Here is a 14,701-nt window from a genome sequence, read left to right as displayed (position 1 = left end):
TTTCATGACCACTTCCGGCGTTCGCGTCCGCATCGCACCTTCCCCCACCGGCGAGCCGCATGTCGGCACCGCCTATATCGCGCTGTTCAACTATCTCTTCGCCAAGAAACATGGCGGCGAGTTCATCCTGCGCATCGAGGATACCGACGCCACCCGCTCGACCCTCGAATATGAGCAGAAGGTGCTGGAAGCGCTGCGCTGGACCGGGCTGACCTGGTCGGAAGGCCCGGATGTTGGCGGCCCTTACGGTCCCTACCGCCAGTCCGAGCGCAAGGCCATGTACTGGCCCTATGCCGAAGAGCTGCTGGAAAAAGGCCATGCCTTCCGCTGTTTCTGCACGCCCGAGCGGCTGGAAGAAATGCGCGAAGCCCAGCGCGCCGCCGGCAAGCCGCCGAAATATGATGGCCATTGCCTCAACCTGAAGGCCGAGGAAGTCACCGCCCGCGTCGCCGCCGGCGAAGCCAACGTCGTGCGCATGAAAATCCCGACCGAAGGCTCGTGCGATTTCCATGACGGCGTTTATGGCGATGTCTCGATCCCGTGGGATTCGGTCGATATGCAGGTGCTGATCAAGGCCGACGGCATGCCGACCTATCACATGGCCAACGTCATCGACGACCATCTGATGAAGATCACCCATGTGGCGCGCGGCGAAGAGTGGCTGGCGTCTGTGCCCAAGCACATTCTGCTTTACCGTTATTTCGGCTGGGACCAGCCCACGTTCATGCATCTTTCGCTGATGCGCAACGCCGACAAGTCGAAGCTTTCCAAGCGCAAGAACCCGACCTCGATCTCCTATTATTCCGCGCTCGGTTACCTGCCGGAAGCGCTGATGAACTTCCTTGGCCTGTTCTTCATCCAGATCGCCGAAGGCGAAGAACTTCTGACCATGGACGAGCTGGCGGCGAAGTTCGACCCGGAAGCGCTGTCCAAGGCCGGCGCCATCTTCGACATTCAGAAGCTGGACTGGCTGAACGGCCGCTGGCTGCGCGAAAAGCTTTCGCCGGAAGAGTTCATTGCCCGCACACTGGAATGGGCGATGGAGAATTCCCGCCTGACTGAGGGCCTGAAGCTTGCGCAGAGCCGCGTTTCCAAACTCGGCGAGCTGCCGAACCTTGCCGGCTTCCTGCTCGCAAGCGATGCTGGCCTCACACCCGCTTCCTTTGCCGGTCTGAAGAGCAAGCCGGAGGAAATCCACGAAATCCTCACCACGGTTGCAGCAGACCTCGAAAAGATGCCTGACTGGAACGTGGAAGCGATAGAGGCCGAACTGCGCGATGTGGCCGAACGCACCGGCAAGAAGCTGCGCGTCGTCACGCCGCCGCTGTTTGTGGCCATGTCCGGTTCCTCGCGCTCGCTGCCGCTGTTTGACTCGATGGCGCTGCTCGGCCGCTCCGTCGTGCGCCAGCGCCTGAAGGCTGCGATTACCGTTGTGGCCACGATGGTGGGCAGCGGAAGCTGATAGTTATGTGCTGGCGGTGACGGCAGCATTCTGAATATACCCCTCTGCTCGGGGTACCCCCCTCTGCCCTGCCGGGCATCTCCCCCTCAAGGGGGGAGATCAGGTGCTGCACCCGCTCGTTCCATGGGCAAGGTGCCCGCCGCTTGTCGATCTCCCCCCTTGAGGGGGAGATGCCCGGCAGGGCAGAGGGGGGTAAGCCCCGAGCGCAAAGGGTAATTGCAACGAACAAGCCCTCTGAAGGCGAATACGATGAACGACAAGACGACCGAAACCACCGCCCTCTCCTCCGACGCCACCGAAGTGCGCCGCCAGAAACTTGCGCTGCTGCGCGAGCAGATCGGCGATGTCTATCCGGCGCATTTCCACCGCACGCTGACCAATGCGGAGCTTGCGGAAAAATACGCCGATATCGCAGCCGACGTCGAAACCGGCGATACGGTGACGGTGGCGGGTCGCGTTTATTCCTCGCGCAATTCCGGCATGTTCATGGATATCCATGACGCCTCGGGCAAGGTGCAGATCTTCTCCCACAAGGATACGACGCCGGAAGCGGCGCGCAACCTGCTGCCGATGATCGATATCGGCGACATCATCGGCGTGACCGGCAAGGTGCGCCGCACCAAGCGCGGCGAGCTGACGATCAACGCCGAAGAAATCACCATGCTGACGAAGTCGCTGCTGCCGATGCCCGAGAAGTGGCATGGCGTCTCCGACATCGAGCTGCGTTACCGCAAGCGCCACCTCGACATTCTCTCCAACGAGGAATCCAAGCTGCGCTTCCTGCAGCGTTCGAAGATCCTCTCCGGCATCCGTCGTTTCATGGAGGCCGAAGGCTTCCTCGAAGTGGAAACGCCGATGCTGCAGACCATCTATGGCGGCGCGACGGCCGATCCGTTCAAGACCTTCCACAATACGCTGAAGATGGACATGTATCTGCGCATCGCGCCGGAACTGTTCCTGAAGCGCACGCTGGTTTCGGGCCTCACCGACAAGGTGTTCGAAATCAACCGCAACTTCCGCAACGAAGGCGTTTCCACAAGGCACAATCCTGAATTCACCATGATGGAGTGCTATTGGGCCTATGCCGACTACGAGGACATCATGGGTCTCGTGGAGCGGCTGTTCGAGACGCTGGCGATTGCCCTTCACGGCACGACCGAAGTGGAATTCCAGGGCCAGACGATTTCCTTCAAGGGCCCGTTCAAGCGCGTGCCGATGCCTGATGCGGTGAAGGAAGCAACTGGTATCGACTTCCTCGCCATCAAGACCGACGAAGAAGCCCGCGCCGCCGCCAAGGCTGCCGGTTTTGCCGTCGAGAAGGACTGGACCTGGGGCGAATGCCTTGCCTTCATCTTCGAGGAGAAGGTGGAAGGCACGCTGATCCAGCCGAGCCACGTCACGCATTTCCCGAAGGACATCTCGCCCTTCGCCAAGGAAGTGCCGGGCGAACCTCGCCTCGTCGAGCGTTTCGAAAGCTATTGCAACGCCTGGGAAGTGGGCAATGCCTTCTCCGAACTCAACGACCCGGAAGAACAGCGCCGCCGCATGGTGGAGCAGCTGGAACAGGCGCACGCCCGCGGCGAAAAGGACAAGCAGCTGGACGACGAGTTCCTCGACGCCATCGACCAGGGCATGCCGCCCGCCGGCGGCCTCGGCATCGGCGTCGACCGCCTGATCATGCTGCTCACCAATGCTCCGTCGATCCGCGACGTCATCCTCTTCCCGGCCCGCCGCAACAAGGCGGACTGATCGGACGAAACCCGGGGCGGCCTCACGGCCGCCTTCCGCGCCCCGATTTTCTCGCTGGTGGCGAAGGGCGTATTTTCTTGACGTCGGGGAGTGTGGCGAGGTTTCGCCCGTTTGTCTGCCGGTTTTCCTCTCCAGAGATAGACGCCCGCAAGTAATCATCCGGCTTTCAGCGAACGGATCGTGCAAGTTTATTTAACTTTTAGTAGAATATACTGGCGACCTCACCTCAACTTGTGATACCCATTCTCCATCATTCGCATTGTGTTTGACGGCTTTCGATCAGGAGCCGCCGGGGGGGAAATACGCATGCCCGAGAATGAGCTTCCCAAATACCAGCCCGATATGTTTGCCGCACCTGAAAAGGAATGCGACGTGGTGATGAAAGGCGGCATCACCTCCGGCGTCGTTTATCCCTATGCGGTTCTGGAACTGGCGCGCCGGTATCGCTTCCGCTCGATAGGCGGCACATCGGCGGGGGCGATTGCCGCCGCCTTTGCGGCGGCGGCGGAATATTCCCGCACGGTCAGAAACGATCCGAATGGCTTCACCCGCCTGCAGGCTCATTGCGACACGATACCCACCATTCTGGACAGGCTTTTCCAGCCCCAGCGCCGTTTTCGCCCGCTGATGCGTTACCTGCTGTGGGCGCAGGCCGGCGGCTGGCCGGGCAAGGTCCTAGGCTTGCTCCTTGCTTTTCCGCTGGCAGCCATAGTTGGCATTGTCATCGGCGCCGGCGCCTTGTGGGTTCTGGGCGGCGGTTGGGCCGGGTCGGTTCTCGGCGGATTGGTGGGAATGCTGGCCGGCATCCTCGGCCAGATCCTGTGGCTGGTTTTCTACCGGTTGCCAAGAGACGGCTTCGGTTTCTGCTCGGGACTGACGGTTTCCGATGCCGAGGTTCCGGGCCTGACGGAATGGCTTCATGCATCGATCCAGGACATCGCTTTCGGCAGCGACGCAGCAACCGCGCCACCGCTGACCTTCGGCGATCTCATCGGCGCGGAGCCGGAGAAGCCGGTCATCAACCTGAAAATGGTCACGACGAACCTGTCGATGCGGCGGCCGCACACGCTTCCGACCACCAGTCTCATGGTGGCTTACGATCCGACGGAATGGAGCCAGCTCTTTCCCGCGGCCGTGATGAACTGGCTCAAGCAGATCGCAACACCGGGCGGCCCCTTTCCCGAACTCAAGGCTTTTCCGGAGCCCGCCCAGTTGCCGGTCATCATCGCAACGCGCATGAGCCTGAGCTTCCCGGTGCTGTTCAAGGCCATTCCGGCCTATACCAACGATCGCGGCACGCTGGATATCGTGCAGCGTCTCGGCGGCAAAGCGCGGCCCGTCATGAAGGCGAAAATCTGGTTCTCCGATGGCGGTATCAGCAGCAACTTTCCCATTCATCTTTTCGATGCCCTGCTTCCGTCGCGCCCCACTTTCGCGCTTAGCCTCGATGAATTGCCGAAATCCATCGCCAGTAGCGGCAAGCGCGTTACGATCCCGCAGGCGGCGGGCGAAGGGATCGGCGTGCCCGTTCACAAGATGGAAAAAATGAGCGGCTTTCTCGGCAGCATCCTCAGCTCGGCGAAGGACTGGCAGGATCAGTCGCTCGCCACCATGCCGGGCCAGAGAGAACGCATCGCCCGCGTTTTCCTCAACGAGGAGGAAGGCGGGCTGAACCTCACCATGCCGCCGGAACGCTCTGCGAAGCTGATGAGCTACGGCCTCGAGGTCGGATCGCTCTTCGCCAACGGCGCGCTGGATTTCGACGAGCATCGCTGGCGACGGACGCTCGTTGCCTATGATCGGCTGGAAGACACGGTGTTTGCGACTGAGCGGCTGTGGAATGAAGGCAAATATCAAGACTGGCTGACGGGCTATATCGACGAGATCGAGAGTTACGAAGCCGTGACAAAGGGTGATCGGGAAAAGCTGATCGCCCGCATTGCCGCCTTTGCCGCCCTGTCGCAGAGTTTCTCTCCGGCAATCGTCAACAAACGGAAGAAATTTCCAAATCCGGCTGGCCGCCTGCGGATCGGGCCGGATATCTGACACGTCAGATGGGAGCCCCGGAAGGATTCGGGGAGAGAAACCGCCCTCGCCCGCTTAGTGGCTCGCGGCCTTTTTCTCCGCAGCGGGTTCTTCCGCCGGCGCATTTTCGGCAGCCGGCTTTTCTTCCGCCGCCTGCGCGGTCGTCGAGCCTTTGCCGAAGATCAGCGATTTCAGATAGGACAGGCTGAAGATGCTGCCGCCATCGGCTTCCGGCGTCGAGGTGAGAAGTTCGTCGGCAGCCGGTTCGCCATGCGCTTCGGGAGACGGGGTTTCGCCATGGGCAGCCCCGCCTTCGTTGGCTTCCGCCGGCGCGCCGCCATGGCCGCCCGCGCCGTCATCTTTGGTTTCGCCGTGTCCCGTCGCAGTTTTCGCGGGTTTTCCTTCATGGCCTTCAGAACCGGCATCCAGAGCCGGGGTCGCACAATCGGCCGAATCGCTGAGGCCTGCCGCCAGCGCCTCGGCATCTTCCAGCGGCAGATCGATACGCAGGCCGTAAAACTGGCCGCTGGCATTGGCGGCGCCATCGTAATAAAAGGCCGAATAACGATGGGCATCCGCGCCTTCGGGAATTTTTGCCGGATCGGGAATGAAAACCACCTGTGCGGCAATGGCACGGCCACGCATTTCCGAGCGCAGCTGCGGACCGTTCTTGTCTAGCACGGAGACCTGAACCAGATCGGGTTTCTGCTTGTCGTAAACCGCCCTTGCGACACGAAGCGCAGTCTTCAGCCGCTCTGTGCCGTCACCGCCCTGGGTACGAATGAATTTGCGGACCCATAAGGAACCGTTCTTGCGGATATTGACCGTCTGGACCGCGTCGCAGGAAAGCCCGTTGGTGGAGGCATAGGATGGGCCGAGCAGCCGCTCGCTGCCGATAAACACGGCAGCAGAGCCGGTCGCACCCGCCAAAAGCAGGATCCCGCCTCCAATCATAACGAGCTTGCGCGAAAACCGCATTCGTCCGAATACAGCTTTCACCCGCAACATCCTGACATCAAGTACCCCGTCTTACGCCCTCACCCCAAAACGTGGCTCGAAGGATGAGGAACACACGCGGGACAAGCTCCGGACCACGCTGTCCGAGCCTTGCGATAGTGCCGCTTTCTCATTGAAAAAAGTTTAATCCCGCCGGTGCAACACCGGCAAAAACGCACCATTTTCGGACATTTGCGAAATGCACTAATTTGCGAATGATTTGCAATAGCGTTGACAAGCGTGATTTTATAACAGATGGTATTGCGAATTAATCGCAACAAAATCTGGTGAGCCCCGTGAACTTCCATAAAATCCGCCACGCGATTTTCGCTTTTTCGCTTTTTCTGCCCGGCGCTGCCGTTGCTCAGGAAAAGCCGACTGTCGTGACGACCTTCACCATCATCGCCGACATGGCGCGCAATGTGGCGGGCGATGCGGCCGAGGTGGAAAGCATTACCAAGCCGGGCGCTGAAATTCACAACTACCAGCCGACACCGCGCGATATTCTTAAAGCCCGCAAGGCCGATCTGGTGCTTCGCAATGGCCTCAATCTGGAATTGTGGTTTGAAAAGTTCCTGGCCAACCTTTCCGGCGTGCCGAGCGTGACGGTGAGCGACGGCGTGGAACCCATGGCGATCAGCGGCGGCGCCTATCAGGGCAAACCCAATCCGCACGCCTGGATGTCCCCCGATAACGCCTTGATCTACGTGGAAAATATCCGCAAGGGCTTGACCGAGATCGATCCCGCCCATGCCGATGTCTATGCCGCCAATGCCAAGGCCTATTCGGACAAGATCAGAGCCACCGTGCAGCCGATCCGCCACACGCTTTCCGTTCTGCCGGAAAACAAGCGCTGGTTGGTAACGAGCGAAGGCGCGTTTTCTTATCTCGCCCGCGATTTCGGCCTGAAGGAACTGTTCCTGTGGCCGGTCAATGCCGACAGCCAGGGCACACCGCAGCAGGTGCGCGGCGTGATCGACGCCATGCGCGAGCACAATATCCACGTCATCTTCAGCGAAAGCACGGTTTCCGCCGATCCCGCAGAGCAGGTGGCCAAGGAAACCGGCGCGGCCTATGGCGGCATCCTCTATGTGGACTCGCTGAGCGAGGCGGACGGCCCGGTTCCGACCTATCTGGACCTTTTGCGCGTGACCAGCGAAACCATTGCCAAGGGGCTGTCTTCATGAGAATGGGCAGTAAAAAATCAGGCGGCGGCCTGACGGTTCAAAATGCGACAGTGACTTATCGAAACGGCCACACCGCATTAAGAAATGCCAGCTTTTCCATCCCCCGCGGAACGATCACTGCACTTGTCGGCGTCAATGGCGCCGGCAAGTCCACGATTTTCAAAGCGATCATGGGTTTCGTGCCGCTGGCCGCCGGCTCCGTCTCTATTTTCGACCTGCCGGTGAAGGAAGCGCTCAGGAAAAACCTCGTCGCTTATGTGCCGCAGGCCGAGGAGGTGGACTGGAGCTTTCCGGTGCTGGTGGAGGATGTGGTGATGATGGGCCGTTACGGCCACATGAATTTCCTGCGCATTCCCTCGAAACGCGACCATCACATGGTCGAAGAGGCGCTGAAACGCGTCAATATGCTGGACTATCGCAAGCGCCAGATCGGCGAACTCTCCGGCGGGCAGAAGAAGCGGGTGTTTCTGGCCCGCGCGCTGGCGCAGGAGGGTCAGGTGATCCTGCTGGACGAGCCTTTCACCGGTGTCGACGTAACGACGGAAGAGCAGATCGTCGCACTTTTGAAGGCGCTGCGCGACGAGGGCCGCGTCATGCTGGTCTCCACCCATAATCTCGGCAGCGTGCCGGAATTCTGTGACCGCGCCGTCTTCGTCAAGGGCACGGTGCTGGCATCGGGCAAGACGGCGGATACCTTCAACGAGGAGAACCTGCAAAAAGCCTTCGGCGGCAGCCTGCGCCACTTCGTGCTGGGCGGGGCAGACCTGCATAACGACGCCGATCCGCGCCGGGTGAAGGTTATCACCGATGACGAGCGGCCTTTCGTGATCTACGGCAAGAATGGCCAGAACGGGCGCGATCCTGAGGCTCCGAAAGAAAAAGTCGATGATAGACAGCCTTCTTGAGCCTTTCACCTATGGTTACATGCTGAACGCCATCTGGGTCAGCGCACTGGTGGGCGGCGTCTGCGGCTTTCTCTCTGCCTATCTGATGCTGAAGGGCTGGTCGCTGATCGGCGATGCGCTTTCCCATGCCATCGTTCCGGGCGTGGCGGGCGCCTATATGCTGGGCCTGCCCTTTTCGCTGGGCGCGTTCCTTTCCGGCGGGCTTGCGGCCGGTTCCATGCTGTTCCTGAACCAGAAGACACGACTGAAGGAAGACGCGATCATCGGGCTGATCTTCACCTCGTTTTTCGGGCTCGGCCTGTTCATGGTGTCGCTCTCGCCCACCTCGGTGAATATCCAGACCATTGTGCTCGGCAATATTCTGGCGATCACCGCCGAAGACACCATCCAGCTCGCGCTGATCGGCGGCATCAGCCTCATCGTGCTGGCGCTGAAATGGCGTGACTTCATGGTGGTGTTCTTCGATGAGAACCACGCCCGCACCGTGGGGCTGAAGCCGGAAGTGCTGAAGGTGATCTTCTTCACCCTGCTGGCCGCTTCCACGGTTGCCGCCCTCCAGACCGTTGGGGCCTTCCTCGTCGTCGCCATGGTGGTGACGCCAGGCGCCACCGCCTATCTCTTGACCGACCGTTTCGAGCGGCTGATCCTGATGAGCCTCATCATCGGCGCGGCCACCAGCTTCGTCGGCGCTTATCTCAGCTATTTCCTCGATGGTGCGACCGGCGGCGTCATCGTCGTGCTGCAGACGGCGATATTCCTTGCTGCCTTCGTTTTTGCGCCCAAGCACGGCCTGCTTGCTTCCCGCGCCAAGGCCCGCAGGGCGCTGGAGGAGACGCCATGAGCGACTATCTCGAACTCGCCATCCTGCCGTTTCAGCTGCCCTTCATGCAATATGCCTTCGTCATCACCCTGATGATCGCGGTGCCGATGGCGATGCTCTCCTGTTTTCTGGTGTTGAAGGGCTGGTCGCTGATGGGCGATGCGGTTTCCCACGCCGTGCTGCCCGGCGTGGTGCTGGCCTATATCGTCAACATCCCGCTTTCCATCGGCGCCTTCATCGCCGGCATGATCTGCGCGCTCGGCACCGGTTTCATCAAGGAAAACAGCCGCATCAAGGAAGACACGGTGCTGGGCATCGTTTTTTCCGGCATGTTCGGGCTGGGGCTGGTGCTTTATGTGAAGGTGCAGAGCGATGTGCATCTCGACCACATCCTCTTCGGCGACATGCTGGGCATTGCGCCGTCGGACATGCTGGAGACGGGCCTGATCGCACTTTTCGCCACCCTATTTCTCGGCATCCTGCGAAAGGACCTGCTGGTCAACGCCTTCGATGCGCAGCATGCGAAAGCCATCGGCCTGCCGGTGCGGGTGCTGCATTACGGTCTGCTGATGGTCCTGTCGCTCACCGTCGTCGGGGCGCTGAAGGCGGTGGGTATCATCCTCTCGGTCGCCATGCTGGTCGCGCCGGGCGCAATCGCCTTCCTGCTGACCCGGCGTTTTTCCGCCACGCTGCTGGTGGCCATTGCGGTGGCGATAACCTCATCGCTGGCAGGCATATGGCTGAGCTTCCTCATCGACAGCGCGCCGGCCCCCACTATCGTCATGTTCATGAGCCTTGCTTTCGTTGCCACCTTCATCCGCACCACCTTGAAGGCGAGGCGGATCGATGCGGCAGGGGAAACAGGCTTCTAGAGCATTCCCAGGAAAAGTGGACCCCGGTTTTCCGTCCGGAAATGCGCCAAAACAAGAGTTAGAGTGTTTTCGCTATTCGAAGAAAAGCGAAAACACTCTAAAATAACGATTTTTGCGGGCGTATGGAACATTTTCGCCTTTTGCGCGTCATTTTACCGAGCCTGTCGCGGGGCGGCGGGCTCGGGAAATTATGCAAAAGGGGAAGCGCCATGCTGAAGTGGGCTCTTATTTTCTTTGTTATCTCTTTGATCGCGGGCGTATTCGGCTTTACCGGCATTTCGGCAGCCGCGGCGGGCGTGGCCCGAATCCTGTTCTTCATCGCCGTGGTGATCTTCCTGGTCTTCCTCGTGCTTGCACTGATGGCCGGAAGCGCCGTCGTCTGAATGAAAAAAGGCGACCGGTTTTCACGCCGGTCGCCTCTCCTTTCTCCCTTAAAAAGATTCAGCCAGTCCAGCCGCCGTCAATGACGTGAATCTGGCCGGTGGTGAAACCTGCCTCGTCCGAAGCGAGATAGGTAACCAGCGCCGCGATTTCTTCCGGCGTGGCGATACGGCCCATCGGCTGGCGGGCGATGAAATCGGCCAGCGCCTGTTCGTAATTGCCGGTGGCGCGCAGGCGGTCATGCAGGGACGGGCTATCGACCGTGCCGGGGCAGATGGCGTTGCAGCGAATGCCCTTTGTCACGAAATCGGCGGCGATGGCCTTGGTCAGACCCACCACGGCCGCCTTGGAGGCGGTATAGGCGAAACGGTTCGGCACGCCCTTCACACTGGAAGCGACGGAAGACATGTTGACGATTGCGCCCTTGCCCTTTTCCAGCATGCCGGGCAGGAAGGCGCGGCAGGTGCGATACATGGCCTTGGCGTTGAGATCGAAGGAGAAATCCCAGTCCTTCTCTTCGCAATCGAGAATGGTGCCGGAATGAACGAAACCCGCGCAGTTGAACAGCACATCCGCATGGCCGATATCGGCGGCGAAATCCTTGACGCCATCGCCATCCAGCACGTTAAGAACCCGGGTTTCCGCACCTTTAAGCGTCGAAAGCGCCTGTTCGTTGATATCGGTGGCGATGACGCGCGCGCCGAGCGACACGAACCGCTCCGCCGCCGCCCGGCCGATACCCTGACCGGCGGCGGTGATCACCACTGTCCGGCCGTTAAAATCCTGCACCATGAATAGCCTCCCGCTAAGGCCCGCCCGTCCTTCAGGCACCGGACCGCTGAATTTCGATGATCTCAAATATGGATCGACAATTCATATGTAAACGCGGTATTCATATGGCGTCAAGCAAACTTGCGTCGATGTCGGCTATCGGGCAACCATATTTTCAGGCTGCCCACCCGGCGACCGCGCAAAACACCATCGAGGCCAGATGACCGACGACGACAGCGAAAGATATCGCGCTCCCGCCCTCGACAAGGGTCTGGACATTCTCGAACTTCTGGCCCGTACCGATGGCGGGCTGACGCAGATCGAGATCGCCAAGTCTATCGGCAAAAGCCCGAACGAGCTTTATCGCATGCTGGACCGGCTGGTGCGCCGCGGCTATGTGCAGCGACTTGACGGAGACCGCTTCTCACTGACGCTGAAGATGTTCGGGCTGGCGCATTTCCACGCGCCGATCCGCCGGCTGGTTTCTTTCGCCGCACCGGTCATGCGCGATTTTTCGGCAAGCGCCGAGCAGGCCTGTCATCTGGGGGTTTATGATCGCGGCAGCGTCGTTGTCATCGCCCAGCAGGAATCGTCCACCTATTGGGCCATGTCCATGCGGGTCGGCGCGCAGATGAGCCTGTTCCACACCGGCTCCGGCCATGTGCTTCTGGCCTTCCAGACGGAAGCGCAGCGCCAGATCATGATAACCGAACAGGTGCGCGGCAGCGGCGAAACCGTGCCGCCGGACCTCGCCGGGCGGCTGGCGGAGGTGCGCAAAAACGGTTTCGAATCCATGGACAGCCTTCAGACCGCCGGCGTGCGCAATATTTCCGCCCCGGTGCTGACGCTGGACGGCACTGCGCTTGCCGTCATCACCTGCCCCTATATTACCCCGCTTGGCGGCAAGGCCCCGACACGCGAGGCCTGTGAAGCGCTGATCCGCGAGGCGGCAAAGCGGATTTCCGAAGTGGCGACGGGAAACGGAAATTCCTGAAACGCACAAAAAAACGCGACCGGCAGGGACCCGATCGCGTTTTGAGTGACTGGAGATTTATATCTCTTAAACGCAGGGGGAACGTGGATGGTTCCCCCTTTTTGTATCAGGCCGCAGCCAGCGTCAGTTCCTTGCGGACCATTTCGCGCAGCGTCACCAGATCCTTGGCGAAGAGGCGGATGCCTTCCGAGAGCTTCTCGGTGGCCATCGCATCTTCGTTGAGCGCCCAGCGGAATGCCTTCTCGTCGAGCGACTGCAGCGGCTCTGCCTTGACATTGTCGGGCGAAAGCTTGCGCTCCAGCTTGCCGCTGTCCTTGTCCAGCTCTTCCAGCAGCGCCGGGCTGATCGTCAGGCGGTCGCAACCGGCCAGCGCTTCGATTTCGCCGACATTGCGGAAGGAAGCGCCCATGACGACGGTGCTGATGCCATTGGCCTTATAGTAATTGTAGATGCTGCGCACAGAAACGACGCCCGGATCGGTCTCGGCGGTGTAGGTCTCACCGGTGGACTTCTTGTACCAATCGAGAATACGGCCGACGAAGGGCGAGATGAGGAAGACCTTGGCTTCGGCGCAGGCAATCGCCTGTGCCTGCGAGAACAGCAGGGTCAGGTTGCAGTCGATGCCTTCGGACTGGAGAACCTCGGCAGCCTTGATGCCTTCCCAGGTGGAGGCGAGCTTGATGAGGATACGTTCACGCTCGATGCCGCGCTCCTTATAGGCGGCAATGATGTGGCGCGCCTTGGTGATGGAGGCTTGCGTATCGAAGGAAAGGTCGGCATCGACTTCGGTCGACACACGGCCCGGAACGAGGCCGGCAAGCGCCGCGCCCACGGAAATGGCGAGACGGTCGGCAACGGCGGCAACCACGGCGTCAGACTGGCCGCCCTGCTTCTTGCCCCATGCGACGGCTTCCTTCACCGCATCGGCAAAGGCCGGTGTGCCGAGCGCTTTGAGAACGATGGTGGGGTTGGTGGTGCAATCCACCGGCTTCAGGCGCGCAACCGCCTCGATATCGCCGGTATCGGCAACGACCGTGGTGATGGCGCGAAGTTGTTCGAGTTTGGATGTCATATCTGATGATCCTTCATGATCTCTTGAAAACTTGCTCAGCCGTCATTTCGTTCCCGCACCGGGGGTGCGCCCAAGGCCGAAATCGCGGTTTATCCGGCTCCGACTATCGCAAGCGGCACGGTCGAAAGTCAAGACATTTGCGCATCGCAATTGACATAAGTTTCACGCCTGCGATACTCGGTCACTCATAAAGAATGGCGGAAACCGTGGCGAAACTGAGAAGAGAAACCCATACGGCCTATTCGGAAGCGGCGTCTCTGCGGCTGCGCGCCGCATGGCTCTATTATAATCAGGGCATGACGCAGAAGGATGTCGCCGAGAAACTGGGCATCAGCCGCTCCACCGTCATCCGCCTTCTGGACGAGGCGATGAAGCGCTCCGAAGTGCAGATATGGATCAACGAAGGCATTGAGGATTTCGTCGAGCTGGCTGGCCGGCTGGAGGCGGCTTACGGGCTGGACGAGGCGGTGATCATCCCTTCCCCGGATAAGGCGAACGCCGAAGGCACGGCCAAAGCCGTCGGGCTGGCGCTCGGCCAATTCCTCTCAGAAGCGGTGCCGAATGAGGCCACCATCGGCGTCGGCTGGGGCCGCACCATGACCGCCTCGCTTTCCAGCTTTCGCCCGCCGCGCCGGGAAAACTGCAAGGTCGTCTCGCTGCTCGGCGGTATCGTCGCCGTGCACCAGACCAACCCGTTGGATTACACCTGGCGGCTGGCGAGCGCGCTCGGGGCGGAATGTTACATGTTTCTCGCGCCGCTTCTGGTAGATTCCGTCGAGACAAAACGGGCGCTGATCGAAAAATGCGGGCTCGCGACGCTTTATGATCTCGCCGAAACGCTCGATCTCGCCATCGTCTCCTGCGGCGATATTGGCCCGCATTCGACCTCGCTGTCGGAGGGTTTCATTTCCAAGGCGACGCTGCAGGAACTCATCGATGCCGGCTGTGTCTGCGACACCATGTTCAATTTCATCGATGCCGAAGGTCGCTCGGTCGATCACCCGATCAACCAGCGCGCCATGGCAATCGATCTCGACACGCTGCGCAAGGCAAAACACATCGTGCTGGCCTCCGGCGGCGCCCACCGCGCCATCGCCATCCGGGCCACGATCAAGCGGATCGGCTGTAATACGCTGATTACAGACGAGGCGGCGGCAAGAGCGTTGATGGAGCTGGTTTAGGCCTCGTCGGGCCATTCGCGAGCGGCATGTTGCACGAACAGGATTTCGACCTGTTGCTCCGTCACGCGATAGGCGACGATGTAGGGCAGGCCGGAAATAACCAGCTCCCTAGTCCCTTCGATTTCGCCACTGCGTCCTAAATGAGGATTATCGGACAAAAGACGTGCCGTCGTCTGGTGAATTGCCCTAACGACTTTTACTGCCGCACGCGGATTACGTTCGGCGATATAGTCGCCTATAGCATCAAGCTCCCGGAGATAACGCCGCGTCCAAACCAACCGCACGC

The 14,701-nt window shown here is 60.4% G+C and carries 14 protein-coding genes; 10 read left to right on the top strand and 4 right to left on the bottom strand.

Annotated features, from left to right (window positions below; all coding sequences use genetic code 11):
* Positions 1-4: 4 nt before the first annotated feature.
* From gltX to RAC79_RS11705, 3 genes are all read left to right on the top strand, one after another.
* Positions 5-1,462, top strand: a complete 1,458-nt coding sequence (gene gltX, locus RAC79_RS11715) for a glutamate--tRNA ligase (protein ID WP_374997021.1) — start codon at positions 5-7, stop codon at positions 1,460-1,462.
* Between the two features lie 249 nt (positions 1,463-1,711).
* Positions 1,712-3,211, top strand: a complete 1,500-nt coding sequence (gene lysS / locus RAC79_RS11710; RefSeq protein WP_374997020.1) for a lysine--tRNA ligase — start codon at positions 1,712-1,714, stop codon at positions 3,209-3,211.
* Between the two features lie 306 nt (positions 3,212-3,517).
* Entirely contained in the window at positions 3,518-5,257 is a 1,740-nt protein-coding gene (locus RAC79_RS11705; RefSeq protein ID WP_078053212.1) for a patatin-like phospholipase family protein, read from the top strand.
* 54 nt (positions 5,258-5,311) lie between these two features.
* On the opposite strand, the gene RAC79_RS11700 is transcribed toward RAC79_RS11705, so the two are convergent.
* Positions 5,312-6,214: a hypothetical protein gene (locus tag RAC79_RS11700; protein WP_374997073.1), complete on the bottom strand. Its 903-nt coding sequence runs from the start codon at positions 6,212-6,214 to the stop codon at positions 5,312-5,314.
* A gap of 314 nt (positions 6,215-6,528) precedes the next feature.
* Between RAC79_RS11700 and RAC79_RS11695 the strand changes: the two genes are divergently transcribed.
* The 5 genes from RAC79_RS11695 to RAC79_RS11675 all read left to right on the top strand — a co-directional run bounded on the left by RAC79_RS11695 (position 6,529) and on the right by RAC79_RS11675 (position 10,399).
* Entirely contained in the window at positions 6,529-7,419 is an 891-nt protein-coding gene (locus RAC79_RS11695; RefSeq protein WP_185740832.1) for a metal ABC transporter substrate-binding protein, read from the top strand.
* Positions 7,416-8,324 (top strand): manganese/iron ABC transporter ATP-binding protein, encoded by a 909-nt coding sequence (locus tag RAC79_RS11690; protein WP_374997019.1) that lies wholly within the window; start codon positions 7,416-7,418, stop codon positions 8,322-8,324. Before RAC79_RS11695 ends, RAC79_RS11690 begins: the two co-directional genes overlap by 4 nt.
* A complete protein-coding gene (locus RAC79_RS11685; protein ID WP_125146076.1) occupies positions 8,305-9,165 on the top strand; it encodes a metal ABC transporter permease in 861 nt (286 codons plus the stop codon). Before RAC79_RS11690 ends, RAC79_RS11685 begins: the two co-directional genes overlap by 20 nt.
* Positions 9,162-10,016 carry a metal ABC transporter permease gene (locus RAC79_RS11680; RefSeq protein ID WP_374997018.1) on the top strand — a complete coding sequence of 285 codons (855 nt, stop codon included), beginning with the start codon at positions 9,162-9,164 and terminating at the stop codon, positions 10,014-10,016. The genes RAC79_RS11685 and RAC79_RS11680 overlap by 4 nt, the downstream gene beginning before the upstream one ends.
* A gap of 209 nt (positions 10,017-10,225) precedes the next feature.
* Positions 10,226-10,399 carry a DUF1328 domain-containing protein gene (locus RAC79_RS11675; protein ID WP_003499086.1) on the top strand — a complete coding sequence of 58 codons (174 nt, stop codon included), beginning with the start codon at positions 10,226-10,228 and terminating at the stop codon, positions 10,397-10,399.
* Positions 10,400-10,457: 58 nt separating this feature from the next.
* On the opposite strand, the gene RAC79_RS11670 is transcribed toward RAC79_RS11675, so the two are convergent.
* Complete coding sequence (locus tag RAC79_RS11670) at positions 10,458-11,189, bottom strand: SDR family oxidoreductase (protein WP_065656346.1); 732 nt, start codon at positions 11,187-11,189, stop codon at positions 10,458-10,460.
* 199 nt (positions 11,190-11,388) lie between these two features.
* Between RAC79_RS11670 and RAC79_RS11665 the strand changes: the two genes are divergently transcribed.
* A complete protein-coding gene (locus RAC79_RS11665) occupies positions 11,389-12,162 on the top strand; it encodes an IclR family transcriptional regulator (RefSeq protein WP_374997017.1) in 774 nt (257 codons plus the stop codon).
* A gap of 106 nt (positions 12,163-12,268) precedes the next feature.
* Here the strand turns inward: RAC79_RS11665 and tal are convergent, their stop codons facing one another.
* Positions 12,269-13,234 (bottom strand): transaldolase, encoded by a 966-nt coding sequence (tal, locus tag RAC79_RS11660; protein ID WP_065656345.1) that lies wholly within the window; start codon positions 13,232-13,234, stop codon positions 12,269-12,271.
* A 206-nt stretch (positions 13,235-13,440) separates the two neighbouring features.
* Between tal and RAC79_RS11655 the strand changes: the two genes are divergently transcribed.
* On the top strand, positions 13,441-14,415 hold the full coding sequence (locus RAC79_RS11655; RefSeq protein ID WP_065656361.1) for a sugar-binding transcriptional regulator: 975 nt from the start codon (positions 13,441-13,443) through the stop codon (positions 14,413-14,415).
* Here RAC79_RS11655 and RAC79_RS11650 read toward each other — a convergent pair.
* Entirely contained in the window at positions 14,412-14,699 is a 288-nt protein-coding gene (locus RAC79_RS11650) for a type II toxin-antitoxin system mRNA interferase toxin, RelE/StbE family (protein ID WP_059759532.1), read from the bottom strand. The two genes, RAC79_RS11655 and RAC79_RS11650, sit on opposite strands and share 4 nt — an antisense overlap.
* Between the last annotated feature and the right edge of the window lie 2 nt (positions 14,700-14,701).

Origin of the sequence: Agrobacterium sp. LR_9 (assembly GCF_041954855.1) — a bacterium.
GTDB classification, from domain to species: domain Bacteria; phylum Pseudomonadota; class Alphaproteobacteria; order Rhizobiales; family Rhizobiaceae; genus Agrobacterium; species Agrobacterium leguminum.
Note: the sequence above shows the minus strand (reverse complement) of the source record. Positions and strands in the feature narration are given on the sequence as shown.